Here is a 25,115-nt window from a genome sequence, read left to right on the forward strand (position 1 = left end):
GCATGACCACTGTGAGCCCCACCCCGCCCCCCACTCCCTCCCCCGTACACGCCGCCCTCCCGCACCCCGTCGCTCCCCCGCAGCCGGCCATGCAACTGCGTGAGCTGGTCTTCGGCGCGGCCAGGGCCGCCGCCGTGCGCGCCGCCGCCCGCCTGGGCGTCGCCGACGCGCTGGGCGAGACGCCCGCCACGGCGCAGGACCTCGCGGCGCTGGTGAACGCCGAGCCGGCGCCGCTGCGACGGCTGTTGCGCGCCCTGTCCTGCTACGGGATCTTCGCGGAGACCCCGGACGGGCAGTTCGCCCACACGGAGATGTCCCGCCTGCTGCGCAAGGACGACCCCCACAGCCTGCGCGACATCTCGTTGTGGTGCACCGAGCCCTGGACCTGGGACGTCTGGCCGCGCCTCGACGACGCGGTGCGCACCGGCAAGAGCGTCTTCGCCGACGTGCACGGCAAGGGTTTCTTCGACTACCTCCACCAGGAGGCCCACGAGTCCGCACAGATCTTCAACCGTGCGATGACCACCTCCAGCATGCAGTCCGCGCTGGACGTCGCCGAACTCCTGGACCTCACCGGGGTGTCCACGGTCGCCGACATCGGCGGCGGCCAGGGGCACGTACTGGCGAGCCTGCTGGAGAAGGACCCCTCGCTGCACGGCACGCTGATGGATCTGCCGGGCGTGGTGGCCCGCGCGGACGCGCGGCTGCGGGACGAGGGCGCGCTGGTGGACCGGACCCGGATCGTCGCCGGGGACTGCCGTGAGGCCATCCCCGTCGACGCCGATCTCTACATCATCAAGAACATCCTGGAGTGGGACGACGAGAGCACCCGCAGGACGCTGCGCAATGTGATCGCGGCGGCCCGGCCGGGCGCCCGGGTCGTCGTCATCGAGAACCTCGTCGACGACACCCCCTCGATGCGGTTCACCACCGCGATGGACCTGTTGCTGCTCCTGAATGTCGGCGGCGCGAAGCACACCAGGGAGAGCCTGGTCACCCGGATCTCGGACGCCGGGCTGCTGATCGGCGACATCGTCGCGGTCAACCCCTACTTGGACGCGTTCGAGTGCGTGGTCCCCGGCTGACCTCCCCTCCCCGGGCATGCGAATCGCCCCGGGCCCGGCCTCTCGGCCGGACCCGGGGCGATCGTCCGTCTCAGGCGGGGGTGCCGCGCTCCCACGTGTAGAACTCGTGGGCCATGGCGTCCTTGGGGCTCCGCCAGGTCTTCGGGTCGTACGCGCTGACGTAGGCGGTGAGCTTGTCGCTGATGTCCCGGAACTCGGGGTGCTCGGTCACCTTCGCGATCTCGGGGCCCGGCGGCTGCTCCGACTCGATCAGGTGCAGATACACGTCGCCGAACTGGAAGAGCTTGCGCCTGGTCACGCCGACGAGATGGGGCAGTTCGCCGCTGTCGGAGGCCGCGAACAGTTCGGCGATGTCCGGCGCCGAACCCGGTGCCATCCGGGCGACGATCAGAGCGTGGTGCATCGGGAGATGCCTTTCTGGTTCCCGGCCCGCCACCCGGCCCCGAGGGGGCGGGTGGCGGGCCGTGGGCGGATGGCGGGTCAGTTGGCCCCGACCGAGGCGGTACGGCGCTCCCGGTCACGCTGCTCGATCTTGTCCCGGATCAGCTCCATCTGGACCTTGGAGTTGCGGTTGATGTTGTCGGTCATCCAGGCGTCGTCGACAGGTGCGTCGGGACGCATCGCGAAGTCCTGGGTCCAGTGCATCTTCGTGCCGCCGGGCACCTCGGAGTACTCCCACCGGATGTTCATGTGCTGGAACGGACCGGGCTCCACACGACGGGCGCGGACCGTGCGCCCACCTCGGTCCACGGTCCGCTCGGAGACCCAGCTCCACACCTTGCCGTTCTCGTCGGGGTGCATCGTCAGCCGGAAGGTGGTGCTGTCGCCGTCCCGCTCGATGATCTCGACCGCGGCGTACTCGCTGAACAGCCGCGGCCAGTTCTCCAGGTCGTTCGTCACGTCCCAGACCAGGTCCAGGGGGGCGGCGATGGTGATCTCGTTCTCGGTGTGTCCGGGCACTTCAGGCTCCTGTCATGAGGCTGTTGTTGACGAGGTCGAGGAATTCCTGCGGGGTCTTGCAACGGTCCGCGTCGGCCGGCAGCGGCCGGCCGTGCCGGTTCTCCAGCACACCGACGATGCCGAGGAGGCCCAGCGAGTCCAGGCCGTACTCGTCGAAGGCCGAACCGGGGCGCTGCTCCATGTCGAGCGGGTCGACGGAGACTCCGGCGCCCTTCTTCATCAGGACGGCGAGTTCCGCGTAGGTCAGTCGGTCGGTCATGAGGACTTCTCCTTCTCACGTTCGGGGGTCGGTGGAGCACCGCAGCACGATCGCGGCGTTCGAGCCCATGAGCCCGCGGCTGAGCACCAGCGCCGTCCGCAGTTCGGCGGGGCGGGCGCAGCCGGTGACGACATCGAGGTCGTGGCACACCTCGAAGACGTTCGGTGTGGGCGGTATGAGCGCGTTCTCCATGGAGAGCACCGCTGCGGCCGCGTCCAGCACCGGTGCACCGCAGTACGCTCGCCCTATCCCGGTCTTGGGCGCCGTCACCGGGACCCGCTTGCCGTGCGCGCCGAGCGCGTCGGCGATCGCCAGTGCCTCGGCGTGGTCGGCCGCGGGTACGCCGAGGGCGTCCGCGAAGACGACGTCGATCTCGTCCGGCGCGCAGTCGGCCTCCCGCAGGGCGCCGATGATCGCCTGGGCGAGGCCCTCCCGGGACTCCTCCCACCTGGCCGCTCCGGTGAACGTGGCGGCGTGCCCGGCGAGTTCGGCCCGTACCCTGGCGCCGCGCCGGCGTGCCGACTGCTCCTCCTCGACCACCAGCATGGCGCCGCCCTCGGCCGGCACGAAGCCGCAGGCTCCCGAGGTGAACGGCCGGTAGGCGTGGGTGGGGTCCTCGACGGTGCTCAGGTCGTCGTACCCGAGCTGGCAGACGACCGAGTAGGGCGCCAGCGGGGCCTCGGCCGCGCCGACCACCACCGCCTCGGTGCCGCCCCGGATCGAACGGGCGGCGTGCGCCAGCGCGTCCAGACCGCCGGCCTCGTCGCTGGCCACGACCGCGCACGGCCCCTTGAAGCCGCCGCGGATCGAGATCTGGCCGGTGCTGGCCGCGTAGAACCAGGCGATGGACTGGTAGGGGCCCACATAGCTGGAGCCCTGTCCCCACAGCCGCTGGAGTTCACGCTGGCCGAACTCTCCGCCGCCGGACCCGGCCGCGGTGACGACGCCGACGTCGAAGGGTGAGTCCTCGTAGTCGGCGCGGCCGAGCCGGGCGTCGTCCAGCGCGATGTCCGCGGCGGCCATCGCGAAGTGCGTGAACTTGTCGGTCTGGACGAGGAAGCGCTCCTCGATCAGCTCGACCGGCTCGAATCCCCGCACTTCGCCCGCGACCCGCAGGGGCAGGTGTTCGCAGCCCTCGCGGGTGACCCGGTCCAGGACGCTCATTCCTTCGTGCGTCCGCTTCCAGAATGCCTCGGTGTTGTTGCCGTTGGGGGCGACCACACCGATGCCGGTGACGACGGTGCGCCGGGCTTTGCGGGTTCTCATGGTGTCCTCCCACCTGTGCGGGTCAGGGCGACCGCGGACTGGAAGCCGCCGAAGCCGCTGCCCACCGAGAGGACGCTGCGCAGCTTCATCGGGCGTGCGGTGCGGGGCACGTAGTCGAGGTCGCACTCGGGGTCGGGCCTCTCGTAGTTCGCCGTCGGCGGCACCGTCTGGTGCTCCAGGGCGAGTACGCAGGCCGCGATTTCTATCGCCCCGATCGCCCCCAGCGAGTGGCCGACCATGGACTTGATCGAACTCATCGGGGTGTCGAAGGCGTGCGCGCCCAGTGCCCGCTTCACGGCGGCGGTCTCGTGCCGGTCGTTCTGCTTGGTGCCCGAGCCGTGCGCGTTGACGTAGTCGATCTGCGAGCCGTCGATGCGGGCGTGGCCCAGCGCCCGGTTGATCGCCTCGGCCATCTCCAGGCCCTCGGGGGTCAGCCCGGTCATGTGGTAGGCGTTGCCGAAGGTGGCGTAGCCCGCGATCTCGCAGTACACGGTGGCACCGCGGGCACGGGCGTGTTCCAGCTCCTCCAGGACGAGGACCGCGCCGCCTTCGCCCATGACGAAGCCGTCGCGGCGGGCGTCGAACGGCCGGGAGGCGTGCTCCGGGTCGTCGTTGTTCGCCGAGGTGGCCTTGATCGCGTCGAAGCACGCCACGGTGATCGGGGTGATCGGTGAGTCGGACGCCCCGGCGACGCACACGTCGACGCGGCCCTCCTCGATGGACTGGAAGGCGTACCCGATCGCGTCGAGGCCGGAGGTGCAGCCTGTGGAGACGGTCTGCACCGGGCCGTGCGCACCGACCTGCTCGGCGACCGCCGAGGCGAGCGAGCTGGGTGAGAAGGCCCGCTCCAGGTGCGGGCCGGCCGGCCGGTGGTCGACGTCCCAGCGCGTACCGCTCTCGCTGACCGCGACGTAGTCGTGCTCCAGCCGGGTGGTACCGCCGACCGCGGTGCCCAGCGACACCCCCATGCGCCAGGGGTCCACCTTCTCCGGGTCGAGGCCCGCGTCGCCGAGGGCCTCCCTGGCCGCCACCATCGCGAACTGGATGTAGCGGTCCGACCGGTCGACGGTGCCGGCGTCCAGGCCGTGCGCCGCCGGGTCGAAGTCGCACTCGGCGGCGATCCGGGAGCGGAAGCCGGCCGGGTCGAAGAGCGTGATGCCCCGGGTTGCGGTGCGTCCGTTCGCGAGGAGGTCCCAGAAGGCCGGTACGCCGATGCCGCCCGGGGCGACGACACCGACACCGGTGACCGCCACGCGGCGGGTCATGAAGCGGCCTCCGTTCGTTCCGGCGGTGCGACACGGTCGGCGGATTCGGTGTGCTCGGTGTCGACGTGGCCGAGTTCGGGGCGCGGGGCGAGCGGGCCGAGGTGGAAGACCATGCGGGCCTCGACGTCGCCCACGTTGCGGAATCGGTGGCGTACATGGGGAGGGATCAGCAGGCCCTGGTCGGGCCGCATCCGGTGCGGTTCACCGTCCAGGTCCACTTCCAGCAGCCCGTTCACGACGTACACGAACTCCTCCGAGTACGGGTGGTAGTGCTCGCCGATGCGGTCGCCGGGCTGGACGATCGCCAGCCCCATGAAGCCACTGGTGGCTCCCACCGCTGTCGGCGTGAGCATGGCGCGCAGGTCTCCTCCGCGCCTGCGGTTGGGCTGCGTCTCACTGAGGTCCACGATGCGTGGCCGGTGCATGGTCATGACTGCTTTCCTCCTGGCGCATTGCGCGTTGTATTGACGGGTTGAGCGAGAACCCCCCAGGGTGCGGATGCGCGGTTCAGGACTCCATGGCCCGCCGATCGGTGATCAGGGTCATCTCGGACTGCGTGAGGAAGCGCGAGATGCCCCGCTCGTCCGTGGGCACGGCGTTGTTCCCGCCGTCGAGGAGACGCCCGAGCCTTGCCACCTTGCCGGTGCCGTCGATGCCCACCGCCTGGGCGGGCTGGGCGTCGATGGGTTCGACCGCTTCGAGGAGGCGGACGACGACGTCGTCGCGCTGGAAGATGGTGCTGCTGTCGATGATGCTCGCCGGGTCGTCGGCCGCCTCCTCGTCGTGCTCGGCCAGGAGCCGGGCGAGTGCCATGCCGCAGCCCTCCTTGGCCTGGTAGAAGAGCGCGTGGCGGCGGACGTCCTCGGCCTTGTGCCGGCCGGCGGTCACGTGGTGGACGGTGGGGAGCGCCGCCCGGGTGAAGAACATCCGGGCGGAGTCCGGGTCGCTGAGGTCCCGGTCCTGCTCCAGATACGGGTTGATAGCCTCCTCGACGGCCCTGACCTCGGGCTGCCGGGCGACGTGGCGCAGGGCGGCGAGCAGGTCGCCCTCGACCTCGACGGCCCGCACGACGCGGTTTCCGTGCATGAAGAGCGAGGTACGGCGCAGTCGGGTGTCCTCGTCGACCCGTGCGTTGGGGGAGTCGTAGTCGGCGAGGATCTTGGCCACGATGTCCTCGGTGCCCGGCTTGACGGTGAAGGTGAGCGCGTGGCGCACCACGCCGTCGCCCAGGCGCGGGGACGCCTGGAGGCGGCCCTTGGCCGGCTCGGGAGCCATCTCGAAGGCCTTCCCGGTCTCCCGCAGCACGCTGAACCGCAGCGACCTGGTGTCGCGCACGCAGTTGTGCAGCGGCTGGACCGTGGCGACGTGCTCCTCGCTGTTCACCCAGGCGAGGAACGGGGGTGCGCTGTCCCATTCGCTGGTGATCAGCCACTGGGAGGGGTTCTCGATGGACTGGCACAGCTGGTCGCTGATGTGCCCGGGAACGGATGCCACCTGGTTGCGCAGGTGCTCGTACGCCTCCAGGAACTCCTTCTGGGCACCGTCGTAGAGGTCCAGCAGCAGCACGACGCGCAGCCGGGAACCGTCGAAGGCGGACTGGGAGATCCGTTCCGAGAGGGTGGTGGTCATCTTTCGATCTCCTTCGAGGACGGTTCGCCGGCCGTACCGGGTGGCACGCCGTCAACCGTCGGTTGGCGAGTGGATTCGGAGCGGGGACTCTCCCGGCGGATGTGATCGGTCCGCCCCCTGGGCCGCGGGCGTCGTCTCCGTGACCGATCGTGAAACGCTGGTCCGGGCGGCGCGAGATTTATGAACCGTTCAGGTGAGCAGGCGTCCGAACCGCTCTCACCAGGGCATTGAACATTGCATCCGAAAGGTCTCCGAGCTGGAGCAACTGATGAACGAGAACGTCGACATCCGCGTACCGGTCCTCATCGTGGGCGGCTCCCTGGTGGGCCTGTCCACCTCGCTATTCCTCGGCCGGCTCGGGATCGAGCACCTGCTGGTCGAGAAGCACCGGTCCACCTCCACGCACCCGCGCGGCCGCGGCAACAACGTCCGCACGATGGAGGTGTTCCGTGCGGCGGGCGCCGAGCCGGGCATCCGGCGGGCAGCCTCGGTCCTCGCCGACAACCACGGCATCCTGCAGGCCGGTTCACTCACCGGGGACGATCAGGAGTGGCTGTTCAAGGAGATCGACCCGGGGGGCGGGATCGCCCGGTTCAGCCCGACCGGCTGGTGCCTGTGCAGCCAGAACGACCTGGAGCCGGTGCTGATGGAGCAGGCCCGGAAACAGGGCGGTGACCTGCGGTTCTCCACCGAGATGCAGAGCTTCGACCAGGACCCGTCAGGGGTGGACGCGGCGCTGAAGAACCGGGAGACCGGCGAGCACATCAGGGTGCGCGCGGACTACCTCGTCGCGGCCGACGGCCCGCGCAGCCCCATCCGTGAGCAGCTGCGCATCGACCGTACGGGTCCCGGCGACCTGTTCCACAACGTCAGCATCACCTTCCGCTCCCGGCAGCTGGCCGATGTGCTGGGTGACCGGCGGTTCATCGTCTGCTATCTGACCAACCCGGCAGCGGACGGTGCCCTGTTGCCGGTCGACAACAAGAAGGACTGGGTGTTCCACGCGCCGTGGCAGCCCCAACTCGGCGAAACCATGGAGGACTTCACCGACGAGCGGTGTGCCGAGCACATCCGCACCGCGGTCGGCGCGCCGGGGATCGACATCGAGATCACCGGGAAGGCACCGTGGCACGCCGCGGAGCGGGTCGCCGAGCGTTACTCGTCCGGCCGGGTCTTCCTCGCCGGTGACTCGGCGCACGAGATGTCCCCCACCGGCGCGTTCGGCTCCAACACCGGCATCCAGGACGCGCACAACCTGGCGTGGAAGCTCGCCGCCGTGCTGAAGGGCGAGGCGGGCCCCGGCCTGCTGGACACCTACGAGGCGGAGCGGCTGCCGGTGGCGCGGGCGACGAGCCGGCGGGCATCGGCGCGCTCCAGCGAGCACAGCCACCCGGGGTACTCGGCGGCGCCGGGCGTGGGCGGCGGGAAGCAGGGCGGCATGCTCAGCGTGGCGCTGGGCTACCGCTATGTCCGCGGCGCGGTGCTGGGCACCGACCCCGAGCAGCCGGTGGTGCCGCAGGGCGTGCAGTTGAACGGTGAACCTGGTAGTCGCGCACCGCATCTGTGGGTCCATCAGGGCGGTGAGCGCAAGTCCACACTCGATCTGTACGAACACACGCTCGTGCTGCTCACCGACGGTGCGGACGTGGACTGGCGGCGGGCCGCGGCACGGGTCGCCGACCGGCTCTCGGTGCGGCTCCAGGCGTACGGCATCGGTGCGGGCGCCGATCTGGAGCCGGAGAACGGCGCGGACTGGGCCGAGCTCCACGGCACCACGGCCCAGGGCGCCGTGCTGGTGCGTCCGGACGGCTTCGTGGCCTGGCGGGCCACGGGCCCCGCGGCGGATGCCGAGAGCACCCTGCACGAGGTCCTGACCACTCTGCTGCACCGCTCCTGACCTGGCCGGCGGCGCCGGCGGCGGGCTCAGGACAGGCCGAACGCCCGTAGCGCCGAGAGGAATTCTTCCGGCCGGTCGGTATGGACGAGGTGTCCGGCGTCGATGGTGACGAACCGGCCGTCCGGTATCCGCCCCGCCAGCCAGGCCAGGCTTTCCTGGGCGACCTGGCTGGTGGGGCCGCCGCCGATGACGAGGGTGGGGGCGGTGATCCCGCCGAGCCGTTCCGCCCAGGCGGGATCGGGCTCGTTGAGCTGGGCATCGGTCGACGGCACCAGGGCCCAGTCGAAGTCGAGTTCGCCGTCGGGCCGTTCGGCGAGGGGGCGGGGCGGATCGAGCGGGAACGGCGGTGGCATCTCCTCCAGGACGAGCCGGCCGATCAGCCCGGGTTCCCGCTCGGCGAGCAGACAGGCGGCAGCGGCGCCCATGGAGTGGCCGATCACGGTGGCCCCCGCCAGATTGCGTGCCTCCAGGAAGGCGTGCAGATCGTCCCGGAACAGCTCGAAGGAGTAGCGGCCGGGCCAGTCGCTGAGTCCGTGGCCCCGGAAGTCGAAGGCGTACACCCGGTGTCGGGAGGCGAGGCGTTCTGCGACCTCGGTCCAGGTCCCGCTGTTGTCGCAGCGGCCGTGGGCGAGCACGACGGGGGGCGCCGCCGGGTCTCCCCACACCCGGTGGGCGAGCCGGATGCCACCGGCGTGCACGCTGTGCACCTCCGGGTCGAGGAACGCCTCCACCGTACGGACGAAGGCGCCCGGGTCGTCCAGCCAGGGGAAGTGCGCGGCGCCGCGCTGCACGACGAACTCGGCGTCGGGGAAGAGGGCGACCAGTTCGGCGGCGCGGTCCGGTGTCGGTCCCGCGTCGTACTCCCCCGCGAGGACGAGCACCGGTGCGGTGACCGCCGCCAGCGCGGCGTTCGTGGCGGGCGGATCGAAGACGCCGTCCTGGTAATAGACCGAGCCGGCCCCGGAGTTGGTCTGTGCGGCCGCCTCGGCGGCATGGGCACGGGCGGCATCGTCCCAGCGCCCGTAGGCGAACGGTGCGACCGCGGCGCGGACCTGGCCGGGGGCGCGACCGGCGAGGAGGTCGTCCAGGGCGGCCCGCGCCTGCGCGAACCAGGGTTCGTCGCGCCGTAGTTCACTCGCCTCGCGCCAGTCCTGGTCGGTGACGTCGATGCCGACCGCCCGGGTGCCGGGGGTGACGAGCGTGAGCGTACGGATCCGCTCCGGGTACCTGGCGGCGTACAGCGCGGCCAGATTGCCGGAGGCGGAGTGGGCGAGCAGGTCGATACGTTCCTCGCCGAGGTGTTCGCGCAGCGCCTCGACGTCGTCGACCAGCCGGTCGCAGCGGTAGCTCGACGGGTCCTGCGGTACGGCGGAGCCCCCGGTGCCGCGCAGATCCGGCACCACGAGCCGGCGCCGGGCGCAGAGGCCGCCGAGGTCCCCGAGGTACGCACCGGCCCGCATCGGCCCGCCGGGCAGGCAGATCAGCGGTGCGCCCTTCCCGAGAAGGCGGTAGGCGAGTTCGGTCCCGTCGTATGCGTGGAAGATCGGCATGCCCGCCATCCAAACAGCGCCCGACGGGCGGCGCAGCCGTGTTCGGTATGAGCGAAGCCCCGATGTGGATCAGCCGCGTCGCCCCTCTTGCCATCGGGCGGAACATACTGAATTACTGCTACCGAAAGATCGACCGAATGATCGGTCGCCTGCTCGGAGGAGGGAGATCCCGATGACGTCTGCGCTGGACCAGGCGGAACGGCTGGGCCGGGACGAGCTGGAAGCGCTCCAGCTGGAACGGCTGCGGGCCACGCTGCACCACGCGTACGAGAACGTCGGCCACTACCGGGCCGCGTTCGACCGGGCCGGGCTGCGCCCGGACGACTGTCGTACGCTCGCCGATCTCGCCCGCTTCCCCTTCACGACCAAGGCCGACCTGCGGGACAACTACCCCTTCGGCATGTTCGCCGTACCCGAGGAGCAGGTGCGCCGGATCCACGCGTCCAGCGGGACGACGGGCCGTCCGACCGTCGTCGGCTACACCCAGCGGGACCTGGACACCTGGGCCGACGTGGTCGCCCGCTCCATCCGGGCCGCCGGCGGGCGCCCCGGTCAGAAGGTCCATGTGGCGTACGGATACGGGCTGTTCACCGGCGGGCTCGGCGCGCACTACGGGGCGGAGCGGCTCGGCTGCACGGTCATTCCCGCCTCGGGGGGCATGACCGCCCGCCAGGTGCAGCTGATCCAGGACTTCCGTCCCGAGATCATCATGGTGACCCCGTCGTACATGCTGACCCTGCTCGACGAGTTCGAACGGCAAGGTGTCGATCCGCGGTCGACCTCCCTGAAGGTCGGGATCTTCGGTGCCGAGCCGTGGACACAGGAGATGCGGCGCGAGATCGAGGAGCGGTTCGCCATCGACGCCGTCGACATATACGGGCTCTCGGAGGTGATGGGGCCCGGTGTGGCGCAGGAATGTGTCGAGACGAAGGACGGGCTGCACATCTGGGAGGACCACTTCTATCCCGAGATCGTCGACCCGTTCACCGGTGAGGTGCTGCCCGAGGGCGAGGAGGGCGAGCTGGTCTTCACCTCGCTCACCAAGGAGGCCATGCCGGTGATCCGCTACCGGACGCGGGACCTGACCCGGCTGCTGCCGGGCACGGCGCGGGTGTTCCGGCGGATGGAGAAGGTGACCGGGCGCAGCGACGATCTGGTGATCCTGCGCGGTGTGAACCTCTTCCCGACGCAGATCGAGGAGATCGTGCTGCGCACCCCGGGGGTGGCGCCGCACTTCCAGTTGCGGCTGACCCGCCAGGGCCGTCTCGACGCGCTGACCGTGCGGGCCGAGGCACGGGCCGGGGCCACCCCGGAGCAGCGGACGGCCGCCGCGGCGTCGATCACGGCGGCCGTCAAGGACGGGATCGGGGTGTCGGTCGGGGTGGAGATCGTCGATCCCGAGACGCTGGAGCGGTCGGTCGGCAAGTTCCGGCGGATCGTGGACGAGCGCGACGGGCGTGCGGGCACGCCCTGAGGGCTCCGGGCCGTCCGCCGCCGGCCGGGGCCTTCGGCTGGACGGGCCCGGCCCGATCCGGACGAGAGGCCCTACGCGAACCGGTCGCGCAGCTCCCGCTTGAGGATCTTCCCGCTGGCGTTGCGCGGCAGTTCGTCCACGAAGAGGACCTTCTTCGGGGCCTTGAAGTGGGCGAGCCGCTCGCGGGCGTGGTCGATGAGTTCGGCCGCCGTCGCGTCGCCGCGCAGCACCACGACGGCGGTGACGGCCTCGATCCAGCGCTCGTCGGGCAGTCCGACGACCGCGGCCTCGGCGACGGCGGGGTGGGTGTAGAGGGCGTCCTCGACCTGCCGGGAGGCGACGAGGACGCCGCCGGAGTTGATGACGTCCTTCACCCGGTCGACGACGGTGAGGAAGCCCTCGGCGTCGCGCACCGCCAAGTCGCCGGAGTGGAACCAGCCGTCGCGGAAGGCTTCGGCGGTCTCCTCGGGCTTGTCCCAGTAGCCCTCGCACAACTGGGGTGACCGGTAGACCACTTCGCCGGCCGTGCCGTCGGGGACCTCCTTGCCGTCCTCGTCGACGACCCGGGCCTCGACGAAGAGGACGGGCCTGCCGCAGGAGTCCATCCGGCCCTCGTGCTCGTCCGGTCCGAGGACGGCGGCGAGCGGGCCGATCTCGCTCTGCCCGAAGCAGTTGTAGAAGGCGAGCGCGGGCAGCCGTTCGCGGAGCCGTTCCAGTACGGGTACGGGCATGATCGACGCGCCGTAGTACGCCTTGCGCAGGCCGCCGAGTTCGCGGGTGGCGAAGCCGGGGTGCTGGGAGATGCCGATCCAGACGGTCGGCGGGGCGAAGACGCTGTCGGCCTGTCCTGTCTCGACGAGGTCGAAGATCCGGTCGGCGTCGGGTGCGTCAAGGATGGTGTTCCGCGCCCCGACCGCGAGGCAGGGCAGCAGGAAGACGTGCATCTGCGCGGAGTGGTAGAGCGGCAGCGAGTGGACGGGCCGGTCGGTGGCGCGCAGGTCGAGCGCCGTGATGGCGCTGACGTACTCGTGCACGAGCGCCCCGTGGGTCATCATCGCGCCCTTGGGCTGCGCGGTGGTGCCCGAGGTGTAGAGCAGCTGGACGAGGTCCGTCGCGGCCGGCTCGCGTTCCGGGACGAAGGGGCGCGGGGCAGCGGTCGCCGCCAGCAGGGAGTCGGGGGCGTCACGCAGCGGGCGTACGGGGAACGCGGCCGGGATCCGGTCGGCGAGGTCCGGGTCGGTGAGCACGAGGGCACTGCCGGACTGTTCGAGGAGGTACGTGAGGTCGTCGCCGGTGAGGTTCTGGTTGACCGGTACATGGACCAGGCCCGCGCGGGCGCAGCCGAGAAAGCCGATCAGATACGCGTCGGAGTTGTGCGCGTAGCAGGCGACCCGGTCGCCAAAGCGCAGTCCGTGCTCGCCGGCAAGGACGGCGGCGGCGGTGCTCACGGCGGTGTCGAGCTCCGCGTACGTCCATGACCTGTCCGCGTACCGCAGGGCGGTGCGCTCCGGGGTGCGCCGGGCGCTCCGGGCCAGGACTCCGTCGACTGTGCTGCTCCGTACACCTGTCATGGCGTGATCCTGTGCGGCCGGAACCCGGGGGTCAAGGGTCTGGTCACCGGTGCGGATGTTGACAGGGGTGCGAGGGTGCTGGCTGAGTTGCGCGTGGCGGCTCGAACCCTCGGGCAACCGCCTTTCGCACCTGCACAGTTGGGAGGACCGTTGCCGCTCCGCAACCGTCTGAGACTTCTTGCGATATCCGGCCTCGCGCTGTTGACCGTTTCGGCGTCGCTGCCGCCCGCCGCGGCCGACGGCCCGCGCTCCCACCGTCCGGCGGGCGGCGGGCTGTCCGCCACGATCCGGTACACCGAGTACGGCATCCCGCACATCGTGGCGAAGGACTACGCGAACCTGGGTTTCGGCAACGGCTGGGCCCAGGCCGCCGACCAGGTGTGCACCCTCGCCGACGGCTTCGTGACGCTGCGCGGCGAGCGGTCGAGGTACTTCGGGCCGGACGCGGCTCCGGACGGATCGCTGTCCGCCGCGACGAAGAACCTCTCCAGCGATCTGTACTTCCGCCGGATCCGCGAGGCCCGCACCCTGGAGAAGCTGCTGAAGGAGCCCGCGCCGGCGGGTCAGAGCCGTGCTGTCAGGGAGCTGGAGCGCGGCTGGGCGGCCGGTTACAACGCCTGGCTGGCACAGAACCGGATCGACGACCCGGCCTGCCGGGGTGCCGACTGGGTGCGGCCGGTGACGACGCTGGACGTGGTGGCGCGCGGCTACGCGCTGTCGGTGCTCGGCGGTCAGGGGCGCGGCATCGACGGCATCACGGGCGCTCAGCCGCCGACCGGGGCGGCGGGGACGCCCGAGGTGCCGTCGCCGGGCGACGCGGCGGACGCGGCCCGGCGGCTGCTGTCGACCCGGAACGCGGACATGGGCTCCAACGCGGTGGCGTTCCGCGGCGACACGACGGCGAACGGGCGGGGCCTGCTGCTGGGCAATCCGCACTACCCGTGGCAGGGCGGGCGGCGGTTCTGGCAGTCCCAGCAGACGATTCCCGGCGAGCTGGACGTGGCGGGCGGTTCGCTGCTCGGCGCGCCGGTCGTCTCGATCGGGCACAACGCGGACATCGCGTGGAGCCACACCGTCGCCACCGGTGTCCCGGCCAACCTCCATCAGCTCACCCTCGATCCGGCCGATCCGACCGTGTATCTGGTGGACGGCCGACCCGAGCGGATGACGAAGCGTACGGTCTCGGTCGCGGTGAAGGGCGGCGGTGCGGTGACCCGCACCCAGTTCTCGACCCGGTACGGGCCGGTCATCACCTCGCTCGGCACCGGGCTGCCGCTGCCCTGGACGACGACGACCGCGTACGCGCTCAATGACCCCAACGCGGTGAATCTGCGTTTCTCGGACGCCGGTCTCGGGCTCGGCCGGGCGCGCAGCACCGCGGACATCGAGGCGGCGCTGCGCCGTACCCAGGGGCTGCCGTGGGTGAACACCATCGCCGCCGATGCGTCCGGGCACGCGTTCTTCTCGCAGTCGCAGGTGCTGCCGAGGATCACGGACGAGCTCGCGGGGCGGTGTTCCACGGCACTGGGCAGGGCGACGTATCCGGCGTCCGGGCTGGCGGTGCTGGACGGTTCCAGGAGCGACTGCGCGATCGGGTCGGACCCGGACGCCGTGCAGCCGGGGATCTTCGGGCCGGGCCGGATGCCCACCGTGAAGGACGCCCCGTACGTGGAGAACTCCAACGACAGCGCCTGGCTGACCAACGCGGACGCGCCGCTGGCCGGGTACGAGCGGGTGTTCGGCACGGTCGGCACGCCCCGCTCGATGCGGACCCGGGGCGCGATCGAGGATGTCTCCGCGATGGCGGCGAGGGGCCGGCTCACCGTGGCCGATCTCCAGGGCCAGCAGTTCGCGAACCGTGCCCCGGCCGGTGATCTGACCGCCGCGGACCTGGCGGCGGCCTGCGCGGCGCTGCCCGGCGGCAGCGCGGCCGGCAGCAACGGCACGGCGGTCGATGTGTCGGCGGCGTGCGAGGTGCTGCGGCGCTGGGACCGGAAGACCGACACCGGCAGCCGGGGCGCGCTGCTCTTCGACCGGTTCTGGCGCAGGGTGACGGCCGCGGTCCCGCAGAGCGAGCTGTGGAAGGTGCCCTTCTCCCCCGCCGATCCGGTCGGTACGCCGAACACGCTGAACACCTCGGCGCCCGGCGTCGCCAGGGCGCTCGCCGACACGGTGGCCGAACTGCGGACTGCCGGGATCGCGCCGGACGCCCCGCTGGGCCGGCACCAGTGGGTGGAACGGAACGGGAAGCGCATCCCGATCGGCGGGGGTACGGAGTCGCTCGGCATCTGGAACAAGACGGAGCCGGTGTGGGACGCGGCGGCCGGCGGATACCAGGAGGTGTCGGCCGGCTCCAGCTACATCCAGGCGGTCGGCTGGAACGGCGGCAAGTGCCCGGTGGCACGCACCCTGCTCACGTACTCCCAGTCCTCCGACCCGGGCTCGGCGCACTACAGCGACCAGACCGAGCTGTACTCGGGTGAGCGGTGGGTGACGTCCCGGTTCTGCGAGAAGGACATCATGCGCTCGCCGGCGCTGCGGATCGTACGGGTCCACGAACGCCGGTAGCTCCTCGCGGTGCGACCGGTCCCTGTCCGCCCGCCCGGTGGGGGCGGACAGGGACCGGTCACGAGGAATCAGGGGCTGATCGCGAGGAAGACGAACGCGGCGAAGATCGAGAGATGGACGCCGCCCTGGAGCAGGGTGGCCCGTCCCGGTACGACGGTCAGCGCGCCGACCACCACGGTGAGGGCGAGCAGCACCATATGGGTGGCGCCGAGACCGAGATGGAGCGGTCCGTCGAGCCAGACGGAGGCGAGCGCGATGGCCGGGATGGTCAGGCCGATGCTCGCCATCGCCGAGCCGAGGGCGAGATTGAGGCTGGTCTGGACGCGTTCGCGGCGGGCGGCCCGTACCGCCGCCAGGGTCTCCGGCAGCAGCACCAGCAGCGCGATGACGACACCGACCACCGCCTGGGGCATCCCGGCCGCCTCCACCCCCGATTCGATGGTCGGCGACACGGACTTGGCGTCGCCGACGACCGCGACCAGAGCGATCAGCAGCATCACCAGGCTCAGCGCGGTGGCGCCCCGGCCGGGCAGCGCGACATGGTGCTCGTCGGGTTTGAGCGCGCCCTCGGGCGTGAGGGGCAGGAAGTACTCGCGGTGCCGCACCGTCTGCACGGCGACGAACAGTCCGTACAGGAGGAGCGAGGCGACGGCGGCGAAGGTCAGCTGGGCGGGGGAGAACTCGGGGCCCGGTTTGCCGACGGTGAAGGTCGGCAGGACCAGGCTGAGCGTGGCGAGGGTGGCGACGGTCGCGAGGGCGGCCCCGGAGCCCTCGGCGTTGAAGACGACGACGCGGCTGCGGACGGCGCCCACGAGCAGCGACAGGCCGACGATGCCGTTGCAGGTGATCATCACGGCGGCGAAGACGGTGTCCCGGGCGAGCGCGGACGTCTTGGGGCCGCCGTCCACCATCAGCGTGACGATGAGGGCCACTTCGATCACGGTGACGGCGACGGCGAGTACGAGCGATCCGAACGGTTCGCCGACCCGGTGCGCAATGACCTCGGCGTGGTGCACGGCGGCCAGGACGGCGCCCGCGAGACAGAGCGCGACCACGGCGACGGCGAACGCCGGCAGCTCCCGGCCCCAGCTGAAGACCAGGGCGAGCGCGGCGACGACCGGCACGACCACCGTCCACCGGGTGGCCAGTGTCCGGACCGTCGCGAGCGCGTTCATGGGCCACACCCTGCCAGAGCGGGTGCGGGCCCGCGCGTCGGGCGGCGGCCGGACGGCGGGTCACAGGGCCCGTGAGTGGCCTTCCCAGTACGGGTCGCGCAGCCGCCGCTTGTAGAGCTTGCCGTTGGGGTCGCGGGGCATCGCGTCGATGAAGTCGATGCTTCTGGGGCGCTTGTACCCGGCCAGGTGCTGTTCGCAGTGGCGCAGGATCGCGGCGGCGAGCTCCTGGCCCGGCTCGTGCCCCTCGGCCGGTTCGACCACCGCCTTGACCTCCTCGCCCCAGTCGGGATGCGGGATGCCGAAGACCGCGACGTCGGCGACGGCTGGATGGCCGAGGAGGGCGCCCTCGATCTCGGCGGGGTAGATGTTGACCCCGCCGGAGATGATCATGTCGATCTTGCGGTCGCGGAGGAAGAGGTAGCCGTCCTCGTCGAGGATGCCGAGGTCGCCGACGGTGAAGAAGTCGCCGATGCGGTTCTTCCTCGTCTTGGTCTCGTCCTTGTGGTAGCTGAAGCCGCCGGTGTTCATCTTCAGGTAGACGGTGCCGAGCTCGCCGGGCGGCAGCCGGTTGCCGTCGTCGTCGAAGACGGCGAGCTCGCTGATCGGCCAGGCCCTGCCGACCGTGCCCGGTTTCTTCAGCCAGTCCTCCGCGGTGGCGAAGGCGCCGCCGCCCTCACTGGCCGCGTAGTACTCCTCGACGCATCTCCCCCACCAGTCGATCATGGCGCGCTTGACATGGCCGGGGCAGGGCGCGGCACCGTGGATGGCGTGCCGCATGGCCGTGACGTCGTAGCGCCGCTTCACCTCGTCGGGGAGGGCGAGGAGGCGGTGGAACTGGGTCGGGACCATGTGCGTGTGGGTGCAGCGGTGGGTGTCGATGAGCCGCAGCATCTCCTCGGGCGTCCACCGGTCCATCAGGACCAGCGGGTGTCCGATGTGCAGGGACGCGCCCGCGAACTGCAGGACGGCGGTGTGGTAGAGCGGCGAGCAGACCAGGTGGACGTTGCCGTCGAACGGTTTGATGCCGAAGATGCCGAGGAATCCGCCGAGGTGGCTCTCCTCGGGGAGCTTGCCGGAGAGCGGGCGGCGGATGCCGCGCGGGCGGCCCGTGGTGCCCGAGGTGTAGTTCATGACCCAGCCCAGGGTGCGGTCCTGCGGGGCGTCCTCGGGCTGTCCTTCGAGCAGTTCGGCGTACGGGCGGAAGCCGTCGACCGTGCCCACGGCGTAGCGGTGGCTCGCCGGCAGCTCCGCCTCGTCGGCGGCCTCGGTCGCGGCCTGTGCGAACCGTTCGTGGGCGATGAGCACCTTGGAGCCGGAGTCGGCGACGATCCAGGCGATCTCGGGGCCGACGAAGTGGTGGTTGACGGGTACGAGGTAGAGGCCGGCCTGGGCGGCGGCGAGGTAGGCGGTGAAGAACTCGACGCCGTTGGGCAGCACGACGGCGAACGCGTCGCCCGTTCGCAGCCCGGCCGCGCGCAGTCCGTGGACGAGGCGGTTGGCGGCGGCGTGCAACCGGCCCGCCGTCCAGCTCTCGCCGTCGGGTGCGGTCAGGACCGTGCGGTCGGGGTCGGCGGTGGCCTGGGCCCAGAAGCCGTTGGGCGGCTGACTCATGACGCGCTCCGTCCGGCGATGCGGTTGATCCGGTCCACGGCTCGCTCGAAGCCGCGGGTCAGGTCGTCGAAGACGGCCTGCACACTGCGTTCGCTGTTCATCCGTCCGACGATCTGGCCGACGGGGGTGCCGAGCAGCGCGCCGGTCTCGTACTTCTGGATGCGGGACACGGCCTCGGCCACCAGCAGTCCCTGGAGCGGCATGGGAAGGGTGCCGGGTCCGGCCGGGTCGTCCCAGGCGTCGGTCCATTCGGTACGGAGCTGCCGTGCGGGCTTGCCGGTGAGGGCGCGGGAGCGGACGGTGTCGCCGGAGCCGGCGGCGAGGAGTTTGCGGGTCAGGGCGCGGGAGTGGAGGTCGGCCTCCTCGGTGGTCAGCCAGAGGGAGCCGAGCCAGACGCCCTGGGCGCCGAGGGCCAGTCCGGCGGCGATCTGCTCGCCGCTGCCGATGCCGCCGGCGGCGAGGACGGGCAGCGTTCCGACGGCGTCGACCACGTCCGGGACCAGGACCATGGAGGCGATCTCGCCGGTGTGGCCGCCCGCCTCGTATCCCTGGGCGACGACGATGTCGATGCCCGCGTCGGCGTGATGGCGGGCGTGCTTGGCACTGCCGGCGAGGGCGGCGACGAGCACGCCGTGGTCGTGGGCGCGCTCGATGACGTCGGCGGGCGGCGACCCGAGGGCGTTGGCGAGGAGCCGGATGGGGTAGTCGAAGGCGACGTCGAGCTGGTTGCGGGCCACCTCCTCCATCCAGCCGGTGATGCGCCAGCCGGACGCCTCGCCCTCGGGGAGTTCGGGGACGCCGTGCTTGGCGAGGGTGTCCTGGACGAACTGGCGGTGACCGGCCGGGATCATCGCCTCGACGTCGGCCTCGGTCACCCCCTCCACCTTTTTCGCGGGCATGACGACGTCCAGGCCGTACGGCTTGCCGTCGGTGTGCTCCTGCATCCAGTCGAGGTCGCGCGCGAGGTCGTCGGGGGCGGTGTAGCGGACCGCGCCGAGTACGCCGAATCCGCCGGCCCGGGTGATGGCCGCGGCCACCGCGGGGAACGGCGTGAAGCCGAAGATGGCGTGCTCGACTCCCAGTTTCTTGCTCAGCTCCGTCTCCATGGGGCGCAGGATGCCGCAGCCGGTCCCCCGAGGGAAGAGATTTTCTGATGCAGTGTCAGATTCTTTGTGACGCAGGGGGCCTCCGTGACGGCGGGGGGTGACAGTAATCTCTGCGGCGGCAGGAAGTTTCATTGCCGGACGAATTTTCGAAAGTAACTTTCGCGCAGTGAGAAGGGGTTCCGGATGACCGAGGACGCGGCGGACAGAGGGATCAGCCGGCGGAGGCTGGGCAGTGGGATGCTGGCCCTGGGCGGGGCGCTCGCCCTGGCGCCGATTCCGTTCGCGGAGCGGGCGTCGGCCATGGAGTCGGGGACGGGGTCGTCGGACATGCGTACAGGGGTCACCGGGAGCGGCGCACCGGGGCACGGCAGGCCGACGCTGCGGCGCGGCCCGGCCGACCGCGCCGGGCTGCTCCAGGAGCCGCTGGACCAACTGGTCGCCGACGCGGAGAAGTTCCTCGCCGCCTCCCCGAAGCACCCCTGGTACGCGGGTGCGGTGCTGCTCGCCGGGCGGGGCGGCACGGTGGCCCTGCACCGGCCGATCGGCAAGGCCGTGCGCTACGCGGCGTACGACGAGAAGTCCGACACCGGGGTGGAGTTCCCGCCGGACCAGCAGATCGCCATGGCCGAGGACACCGTCTTCGACCTGGCGTCGGTCTCGAAGCTGTTCACCTCGATCCTGGCCGTGCAGCAGATCGAGCGCGGGACGCTGGAGCTGGAGGCGAAGGTCGCCTCGTACCTCCCCGATTTCGCGGGCGGCGGCAAGCAGGACATCACGATCCGTCAGCTGCTCACGCACACCTCGGGCTTCCGCGCCTGGATCCCGCTGTACAAGGCGCCGACCCGGGAGGGAAAGCTCCAGCTGCTGTGGAACGAGGTGCCGGCCAACCCGCCCGGCACGGTGTACCTCTACTCCGACCTCAATCTGATCTCGCTCCAGCTGGTCCTGGAGAAGATCACCGGCCGCAAGCAGGACGTCCTGCTCCGGGAGCAGATCACCGCCCCGCTCGGGATGCACCGCACCCGGTACAACCCACCGGCCTCCTGGAAGCCGAAGATCGCCGCGACCGAGGACGCCCGGCTGCCCTGGTCGGGGCTGGACCGCGGGCTGGTCTGGGGCGAGGTGCACGACGAGAACGCGTACAGCCTGGACGGGGTCGCGGGCCACGCCGGGGTCTTCTCCTGCGCCTGGGACCTGGCGATCCTCGCCCGTACGCTGCTCAACGGCGGGGTCTACGGCCGCGCGCGGATCCTCTCCGCCGAATCGGTCGACCTGCTGTTCACCGACTTCAACACCGCGTTCCCCGGCGACGAGCACGGTCTCGGCTTCGAGCTCTACCAGCACTGGTACATGGGGGCGATGGCCACCCCGCGCACCGCCGGCCACACCGGCTTCACCGGCACCAGTCTCGTACTGGACCCGACGACCGACTCGTTCCTGATCGTCCTCGGCAACTCGGTTCACCCGGTGCGCAGTTGGCGCTCCGGAAGCGCACCGCGCGTCGCCACGGCCAATCAGCTGGCGCGCGCCGTAGCGGTCCGTCCCGCCCGTGGCCGTACGGCGTGGTTCTCCGGAATGGCGAGCGCCGCCTCGGCCACGCTCACCCTGCCGCCGCTGCGGATCGCCTCCTCGCACGCCCGGCTGACCTCGGCGCTGTGGTGGGACACCGAGCCCGGGTCCGACTTCCTCTTCCTGGAGGCGTCGGCGGACGCCGGGGCGACCTGGCAGCCGGTTCCCTTCACCACCGTCCCGACCTCGCAAAAACCCCTCCCCGAGCCCGAACCGCACCCCACCGGCGCGGTCTCCGGCTGGTCCGGCCGGGTGTGGCACCGCCTGGACGCGGACCTCGCCGCCTGGCACGGCAAGGAGGTCCGGCTGAGGTGGCGGTACACGACGGACCAGCTGTACGTCGGGCGCGGGGCGTACGTGAACGCCGTCCGGGTCGAGGAGGGCAACCGGACTCTCTTCGACGAGAACCGGTCCGGCGACGCCTCGCGCATCGAGGCGCTGGGCTGGACGGCGTCGGCGGACTGACCCGCGCCGGGCCGCACCAGGAGCCGCACCGGACAATGTCCCGATGAGCACATCGTCATCGCAGAGCTGGGCACGCGCCGAGCGCCTGGACGCCGACCGGACGGCAGCAGCCGTGCACGCCCTGACCGGTGTGCGGCTGATGGTCGAGGGGCCCTGTCCGGGTGGTGAGGTCGGTGCCGCGTACGTGCGGTGGCCCGACGGCCGCCGTTCGGTCCTCAAGTGGCGGCCGGGCGCCCGGATCGAGGAGCTGCGAGCGGGTCCGCTGGCGGTCTGCGAAGTGCTGGGCGCCCACGGGTACCCCTGCCCCGCGACGGAGCTGGCGCTCCAGGTGGGCGATGCGGTGGTACTGGTCCAGGAACTTCTGCCGGGCACACCGGTGGAGTTCCTGGACCACCGCGGGCTGGACCGGGCACTCGCCCTCAACGCGTCGCAGGCGGGACTGCTGGCCGAGCACCCGCAAGTCCCCTCGGTGAACCTGTACCTGCTCGACGACGGCCCCGGGTACTGCCTCCACGAACCACTGCGCCGGCACGGCCCGCGCGGCGCCGCCCTGGAGCGGCGGATCAGATCCGTGGGTGCCGGTTCTCCCGGCCGGCTGGCCGGACACGACGTCGTGCACCTGGACTTCCACCACGGCAACCTGCTCGCGGTGGACGGCACGATCACCGGGGTCATCGACTGGGACGGCGCCGGGCGCGGGGACCGCCGGTTCGACCTGGTCACCCTGCGCTTCGGACTGCACGCGAAGGAGCAGCCGCCGGGCGTCGTCCGCCGCCTGGACGACGTCCTGGACGCCCTGCCCGAGGAGATCCTGCGTCCCTGCTGGGCCCATATGAGTCTACGCATGACCGACTGGGCGATCCGGCACTTCGCCCCGGGCGAGGTCGAGCACTGGCTGGATCTGGCCGAACAGCGCCTGTGATGGATCGGGGTGGTCAGCGCCGGTAGGTCCATGGGCCGGACACCTCGCGCTCGGCTCCCGGCACGACGCGTTACGGGCGGCGCTCTCCGAGGAGCCGGACCGGCACTCCGCCGGAGTGACCGCGGCGCCCTACTCCGTCCGGCCCGCGACCGGCTGCTCGGCGGCGGCCGGTGCCGGGATCGCGGCGGTCGCACCGGCCGGCGCCGGGGCGGTGGACTCCCGTACGACCAGCCTCGGCCGGATGAGCAGTGAACGTCCGGCCGCCGGGGCCGAGTCGATCCGGGCCCGCAACTGCTGGAAGGTCTCCGCGGCCATCTCCGGCAACGGCTGGCGGACCGTGGTGAGCGGCGGTTCGAAGAGGTCGGCGAGGAGGATGTCGTCGAAGCCGACCACGGAGACGTCCTGTCCGGCGCTGCGCCCGGCGTCCTTGGCCCCCCGGCAGATCCCGATCGCGCACATGTCGTTGATCGCGACGAACGCGGTGGGCGGGCGCGGGCCGGCGAGGAGCTCCCTGGCGGCGTTGCGTCCCAGTTCGGCCGCGTCCTTGTCACCGAACTCGGTGGCGTCCGCGCCGGGCCAGACGATCGCGTCGGCCGGGTCGAGACCGGCCGCCTCCAGGGCGGCCTGGAAGCCGCGCAGTCGTTCGCGGCGGTTGACGCTGTTGACCGAGCCGGAGACGAATGCCAGCCGGCGGTGACCGAGTTCGATCAGATGACGGGTGGCGATCTCGGCGCCCATCGCGTTGTCGACGCTGATGGAGGCCAGCGACGGCGGATCGCCCGCCTGCGCGGTGCGGTCGAAGGCGACCATCTTCAGCCCGCGGCTCAGCAGCGGCGTCATGTGGTCGAGCGAGGGCAGCGAGGAGCAGAGCACCACTCCGCTCACCCCGTCCGCGAGCAGTTCCTCGCCGTACTTGAGCTCGCGGGCCGCGTCGCGCTCGCTGTTGCAGAGCAGTACGTGATAGCCCTCGGCGAGCGCGATGGCCTCCAGCTCCCGGGCGAGCGCCCCCCAGAACGGGTTGGCCACCGACGGCACGATGAGGCCGATGACCTTGATGCGGCCGGTGCGCAGCATCCGGGCGGCTCGGTTGGGCCGGTAGCTGAGCTGCTCGATCACCTGCTCCACGCGGGCCAGCGTGGCCGCCTGCATACGGTCCGTCCGCCCGTTCAGGACGTTGGAGACCGTGCTCGCGGAGACCCCCGCAGCCTCCGCGACCTGATGGATCGTTACCCCGCTCATGCCACCTCCGGTTCGGAACTCGCTAGACCATACCAGTGTATCGATTTACCGAACTTCGTTTACCGGTACACCCGTTAACATCCCCGAAAATTGATGTGCATCAGCTGTTGACGTCACTCTCAAGGCCTTCCTAGCATCAGTGCATCGATTTACCAGCACTTCCCAGCCATGGCTGGGACTCATCGCTGGATCGATCCACAGTCTCCACCTCAAAAGGGGTGTCCCATGCAACTCAACCGACGGTCGCTGCTTGCCGCCATCGGCGCCGGATCCGCTGTCGCCGCGCTCGGCGCGTGCGGTACCGGCACTTCGACGGGCGGCTCCGCCGAAGGCCCCGCCGAGGGTGAGATCACTCTGCTCACCCCGATCTACGAAGGTGCCGACGGCAAGAAGCTGTTGGAGCAGGAGATCCTCGGCGGCTTCCGGAAGAAGTACCCGGACGTCAAGGTGAACGTGGACTACACCACGTACGACCAGCTCAACGAGAAGATCACCACGGGGCTCGCGGGCGGTCTGCTGCCCGACGTGCTGATGATGGGCGTGGGCTGGATCCCGCCGTTCGCCTCGAAGAAGGCGATCGCGGAGCTGCCCGAGAAGTTCGCCACCGCGCACGACTACGAGAAGCGGGTGCTGGAGCCGTCCCGGTACGACGGCAAGCTGTACGCGCTGCCGGTCGTCCTCGACACCCGCATCGTCGTCTACCGCAAGGACCACTTCGCCGAGGCCGGCATCAAGAAGACCCCGGCGAACTGGGCCGAACTGCGTGCCGTGGCCAAGCAGCTGACCAAGAACGGCCGGGTCGGTTTCGACCCGTTCTCCATCCATCTGCGCCAGTGCTGGGAGACCTTCCTCTTCGCCAACGGCGGCCAGTTGTTCAGCGAGGACGGCAAGAAGGTGCTGTTCACCGACGCCCGCGGGGTCGAGTCGCTGCAGTTCTTCAAGGACCTGATCAAGGACGGCTCCGCCGACTACGCCAAGAAGACGGACGCCGGCGCCCCGACCAACGTGCAGACCGGCAAGGCGTCGATGATGATGACGACCAGTGCCCTGTGGACCCAGGTCGGGGAACAGACGCCGGACCTGATCAAGGACGACAAGCTCGGAGCGTTCGTCCTCGCCAACCGCAAGCCCGCGATGCTCCAGGGCGGCACCCTCGTCACCCAGTCCGCCACTTCCAAGCACCCCGCGGCGGCCCGCGCGCTCGTCGAGTACCTCGCCTCGCCCGAGTCGATCCTCGGTGCGGCCAAGCAGCGTGGTTCGGTGCCCGGTCTGAAGGACCTCAACGACACCTCGTACGTGAAGGAGAACAAGTTCGTCGATCTCTCCCTGCAGAGCATGGGCGACGCGTGCTCCGAGGGCGGCACCACCGCCTGGATGGAGATCCGCGAGAAGATCAAGCCCACGCTGGAGCCCGCGATCGTGGGCAACCAGTCGGCGAAGGACGCCATCGCGGAACTCGGCCGGCTCGCCGAAGCCGCGATCGGCCGGATGTAAGGACCCGTCA

Annotated in this window: 20 protein-coding genes; 7 read left to right on the forward strand and 13 right to left on the reverse strand. The window is 71.1% G+C overall.

Features of this window, described 5'->3' with window-relative positions; genetic code table 11:
- Positions 1–2: 2 nt before the first annotated feature.
- A complete protein-coding gene (locus ACFYY1_RS36190) occupies positions 3–1,085 on the forward strand; it encodes a methyltransferase (RefSeq protein WP_388593244.1) in 1,083 nt (360 codons plus the stop codon).
- A gap of 70 nt (positions 1,086–1,155) precedes the next feature.
- Here ACFYY1_RS36190 and ACFYY1_RS36195 read toward each other — a convergent pair whose 3' ends face one another.
- From ACFYY1_RS36195 to ACFYY1_RS36225, 7 genes are all read right to left on the reverse strand, one after another.
- Positions 1,156–1,488, reverse strand: coding sequence for a TcmI family type II polyketide cyclase (locus ACFYY1_RS36195; RefSeq protein WP_356087529.1), 333 nt, complete (start codon positions 1,486–1,488; stop codon positions 1,156–1,158).
- A 77-nt stretch (positions 1,489–1,565) separates the two neighbouring features.
- Positions 1,566–2,045 carry an SRPBCC family protein gene (locus tag ACFYY1_RS36200; protein WP_376623805.1) on the reverse strand — a complete coding sequence of 160 codons (480 nt, stop codon included), beginning with the start codon at positions 2,043–2,045 and terminating at the stop codon, positions 1,566–1,568.
- Between the two features lies 1 nt (position 2,046).
- A complete protein-coding gene (locus ACFYY1_RS36205; RefSeq protein ID WP_388593245.1) occupies positions 2,047–2,304 on the reverse strand; it encodes an acyl carrier protein in 258 nt (85 codons plus the stop codon).
- A 15-nt stretch (positions 2,305–2,319) separates the two neighbouring features.
- The gene (locus ACFYY1_RS36210; RefSeq protein WP_388593246.1) at positions 2,320–3,570 is read right to left on the reverse strand and encodes a beta-ketoacyl synthase N-terminal-like domain-containing protein; all 1,251 of its coding nucleotides are present in this window, start codon (positions 3,568–3,570) and stop codon (positions 2,320–2,322) included.
- A complete protein-coding gene (locus ACFYY1_RS36215; protein WP_388593248.1) occupies positions 3,567–4,835 on the reverse strand; it encodes a beta-ketoacyl-[acyl-carrier-protein] synthase family protein in 1,269 nt (422 codons plus the stop codon). The genes ACFYY1_RS36210 and ACFYY1_RS36215 overlap by 4 nt, the downstream gene beginning before the upstream one ends.
- Positions 4,832–5,266 (reverse strand): cupin domain-containing protein, encoded by a 435-nt coding sequence (locus ACFYY1_RS36220; RefSeq protein ID WP_093551855.1) that lies wholly within the window; start codon positions 5,264–5,266, stop codon positions 4,832–4,834. Before ACFYY1_RS36220 ends, ACFYY1_RS36215 begins: the two co-directional genes overlap by 4 nt.
- A 76-nt stretch (positions 5,267–5,342) precedes the next feature.
- Positions 5,343–6,464, reverse strand: coding sequence for a SchA/CurD-like domain-containing protein (locus ACFYY1_RS36225; RefSeq protein ID WP_388593250.1), 1,122 nt, complete (start codon positions 6,462–6,464; stop codon positions 5,343–5,345).
- A 268-nt stretch (positions 6,465–6,732) separates the two neighbouring features.
- Here ACFYY1_RS36225 and ACFYY1_RS36230 point away from each other — a divergent pair, with 268 nt between their 5' ends.
- Positions 6,733–8,361 (forward strand): FAD-dependent oxidoreductase, encoded by a 1,629-nt coding sequence (locus ACFYY1_RS36230; RefSeq protein ID WP_388593253.1) that lies wholly within the window; start codon positions 6,733–6,735, stop codon positions 8,359–8,361.
- Positions 8,362–8,387: 26 nt separating this feature from the next.
- On the opposite strand, the gene ACFYY1_RS36235 is transcribed toward ACFYY1_RS36230, so the two are convergent.
- On the reverse strand, positions 8,388–9,911 hold the full coding sequence (locus tag ACFYY1_RS36235) for an alpha/beta fold hydrolase (protein WP_388593255.1): 1,524 nt from the start codon (positions 9,909–9,911) through the stop codon (positions 8,388–8,390).
- A gap of 172 nt (positions 9,912–10,083) precedes the next feature.
- On the opposite strand from ACFYY1_RS36235, the gene paaK reads away from it, so the two are divergent.
- On the forward strand, positions 10,084–11,385 hold the full coding sequence (gene paaK / locus ACFYY1_RS36240; RefSeq protein WP_388593257.1) for a phenylacetate--CoA ligase PaaK: 1,302 nt from the start codon (positions 10,084–10,086) through the stop codon (positions 11,383–11,385).
- A 71-nt stretch (positions 11,386–11,456) separates the two neighbouring features.
- Here the strand turns inward: paaK and ACFYY1_RS36245 are convergent, their stop codons facing one another.
- Positions 11,457–12,956, reverse strand: coding sequence for an acyl-CoA synthetase (locus ACFYY1_RS36245; RefSeq protein ID WP_388593259.1), 1,500 nt, complete (start codon positions 12,954–12,956; stop codon positions 11,457–11,459).
- Between the two features lie 150 nt (positions 12,957–13,106).
- On the opposite strand from ACFYY1_RS36245, the gene ACFYY1_RS36250 reads away from it, so the two are divergent.
- Positions 13,107–15,524 carry a penicillin acylase family protein gene (locus tag ACFYY1_RS36250; protein WP_388593261.1) on the forward strand — a complete coding sequence of 806 codons (2,418 nt, stop codon included), beginning with the start codon at positions 13,107–13,109 and terminating at the stop codon, positions 15,522–15,524.
- 68 nt (positions 15,525–15,592) lie between these two features.
- Here the strand turns inward: ACFYY1_RS36250 and ACFYY1_RS36255 are convergent, their stop codons facing one another.
- Genes ACFYY1_RS36255 through ACFYY1_RS36265 form a run of 3 tightly spaced genes read right to left on the reverse strand, consistent with a single transcriptional unit; the run spans position 15,593 to position 19,416 of the window.
- Positions 15,593–16,699 (reverse strand): calcium:proton antiporter, encoded by a 1,107-nt coding sequence (locus tag ACFYY1_RS36255; RefSeq protein WP_388593264.1) that lies wholly within the window; start codon positions 16,697–16,699, stop codon positions 15,593–15,595.
- 60 nt (positions 16,700–16,759) lie between these two features.
- Positions 16,760–18,310: an acyl-CoA synthetase gene (locus ACFYY1_RS36260; protein WP_388593266.1), complete on the reverse strand. Its 1,551-nt coding sequence runs from the start codon at positions 18,308–18,310 to the stop codon at positions 16,760–16,762.
- Positions 18,307–19,416, reverse strand: coding sequence for an NAD(P)H-dependent flavin oxidoreductase (locus ACFYY1_RS36265; RefSeq protein WP_388593267.1), 1,110 nt, complete (start codon positions 19,414–19,416; stop codon positions 18,307–18,309). The genes ACFYY1_RS36260 and ACFYY1_RS36265 overlap by 4 nt, the downstream gene beginning before the upstream one ends.
- 183 nt (positions 19,417–19,599) lie before the next feature.
- Here ACFYY1_RS36265 and ACFYY1_RS36270 point away from each other — a divergent pair, with 183 nt between their 5' ends.
- Together ACFYY1_RS36270 and ACFYY1_RS36275 are read left to right on the forward strand one after the other, a co-directional pair.
- Positions 19,600–21,450, forward strand: coding sequence for a serine hydrolase (locus ACFYY1_RS36270; protein ID WP_388593270.1), 1,851 nt, complete (start codon positions 19,600–19,602; stop codon positions 21,448–21,450).
- Positions 21,451–21,493: 43 nt separating this feature from the next.
- Positions 21,494–22,372, forward strand: a complete 879-nt coding sequence (locus ACFYY1_RS36275; protein WP_388593272.1) for a phosphotransferase — start codon at positions 21,494–21,496, stop codon at positions 22,370–22,372.
- A 129-nt stretch (positions 22,373–22,501) separates the two neighbouring features.
- Here ACFYY1_RS36275 and ACFYY1_RS36280 read toward each other — a convergent pair whose 3' ends face one another.
- The gene (locus ACFYY1_RS36280; RefSeq protein WP_388593275.1) at positions 22,502–23,611 is read right to left on the reverse strand and encodes a LacI family DNA-binding transcriptional regulator; all 1,110 of its coding nucleotides are present in this window, start codon (positions 23,609–23,611) and stop codon (positions 22,502–22,504) included.
- Between the two features lie 225 nt (positions 23,612–23,836).
- Here ACFYY1_RS36280 and ACFYY1_RS36285 point away from each other — a divergent pair, with 225 nt between their 5' ends.
- A complete protein-coding gene (locus ACFYY1_RS36285; RefSeq protein ID WP_388593277.1) occupies positions 23,837–25,105 on the forward strand; it encodes an ABC transporter substrate-binding protein in 1,269 nt (422 codons plus the stop codon).
- The last annotated feature ends 10 nt before the right edge of the window (positions 25,106–25,115 follow it).

This window comes from Streptomyces sp. NPDC001890 (genome assembly GCF_042891445.1).
GTDB lineage: Bacteria > Actinomycetota > Actinomycetes > Streptomycetales > Streptomycetaceae > Streptomyces.

Excerpts from the sequence above, each read along its gene's own strand:
- ACFYY1_RS36190 (WP_388593244.1), top strand. The coding sequence starts at position 3 with ATGACCACTGTGAGCCCCACCCCGCCCCCCACTCCCTCCCCCGTACAC.
- ACFYY1_RS36195 (WP_356087529.1), bottom strand. The coding sequence starts at position 1,488 with ATGCACCACGCTCTGATCGTCGCCCGGATGGCACCGGGTTCGGCGCCG.
- ACFYY1_RS36205 (WP_388593245.1), bottom strand. The coding sequence starts at position 2,304 with ATGACCGACCGACTGACCTACGCGGAACTCGCCGTCCTGATGAAGAAG.
- ACFYY1_RS36210 (WP_388593246.1), bottom strand. The coding sequence starts at position 3,570 with ATGAGAACCCGCAAAGCCCGGCGCACCGTCGTCACCGGCATCGGTGTG.
- ACFYY1_RS36215 (WP_388593248.1), bottom strand. The coding sequence starts at position 4,835 with ATGACCCGCCGCGTGGCGGTCACCGGTGTCGGTGTCGTCGCCCCGGGC.
- ACFYY1_RS36220 (WP_093551855.1), bottom strand. The coding sequence starts at position 5,266 with ATGACCATGCACCGGCCACGCATCGTGGACCTCAGTGAGACGCAGCCC.
- ACFYY1_RS36225 (WP_388593250.1), bottom strand. The coding sequence starts at position 6,464 with ATGACCACCACCCTCTCGGAACGGATCTCCCAGTCCGCCTTCGACGGT.
- ACFYY1_RS36230 (WP_388593253.1), top strand. The coding sequence starts at position 6,733 with ATGAACGAGAACGTCGACATCCGCGTACCGGTCCTCATCGTGGGCGGC.
- ACFYY1_RS36235 (WP_388593255.1), bottom strand. The coding sequence starts at position 9,911 with ATGCCGATCTTCCACGCATACGACGGGACCGAACTCGCCTACCGCCTT.
- paaK (WP_388593257.1), top strand. The coding sequence starts at position 10,084 with ATGACGTCTGCGCTGGACCAGGCGGAACGGCTGGGCCGGGACGAGCTG.
- ACFYY1_RS36245 (WP_388593259.1), bottom strand. The coding sequence starts at position 12,956 with ATGACAGGTGTACGGAGCAGCACAGTCGACGGAGTCCTGGCCCGGAGC.
- ACFYY1_RS36255 (WP_388593264.1), bottom strand. The coding sequence starts at position 16,699 with ATGAACGCGCTCGCGACGGTCCGGACACTGGCCACCCGGTGGACGGTG.
- ACFYY1_RS36260 (WP_388593266.1), bottom strand. The coding sequence starts at position 18,310 with ATGAGTCAGCCGCCCAACGGCTTCTGGGCCCAGGCCACCGCCGACCCC.
- ACFYY1_RS36265 (WP_388593267.1), bottom strand. The coding sequence starts at position 19,416 with ATGGAGACGGAGCTGAGCAAGAAACTGGGAGTCGAGCACGCCATCTTC.
- ACFYY1_RS36270 (WP_388593270.1), top strand. The coding sequence starts at position 19,600 with ATGACCGAGGACGCGGCGGACAGAGGGATCAGCCGGCGGAGGCTGGGC.
- ACFYY1_RS36275 (WP_388593272.1), top strand. The coding sequence starts at position 21,494 with ATGAGCACATCGTCATCGCAGAGCTGGGCACGCGCCGAGCGCCTGGAC.
- ACFYY1_RS36280 (WP_388593275.1), bottom strand. The coding sequence starts at position 23,611 with ATGAGCGGGGTAACGATCCATCAGGTCGCGGAGGCTGCGGGGGTCTCC.
- ACFYY1_RS36285 (WP_388593277.1), top strand. The coding sequence starts at position 23,837 with ATGCAACTCAACCGACGGTCGCTGCTTGCCGCCATCGGCGCCGGATCC.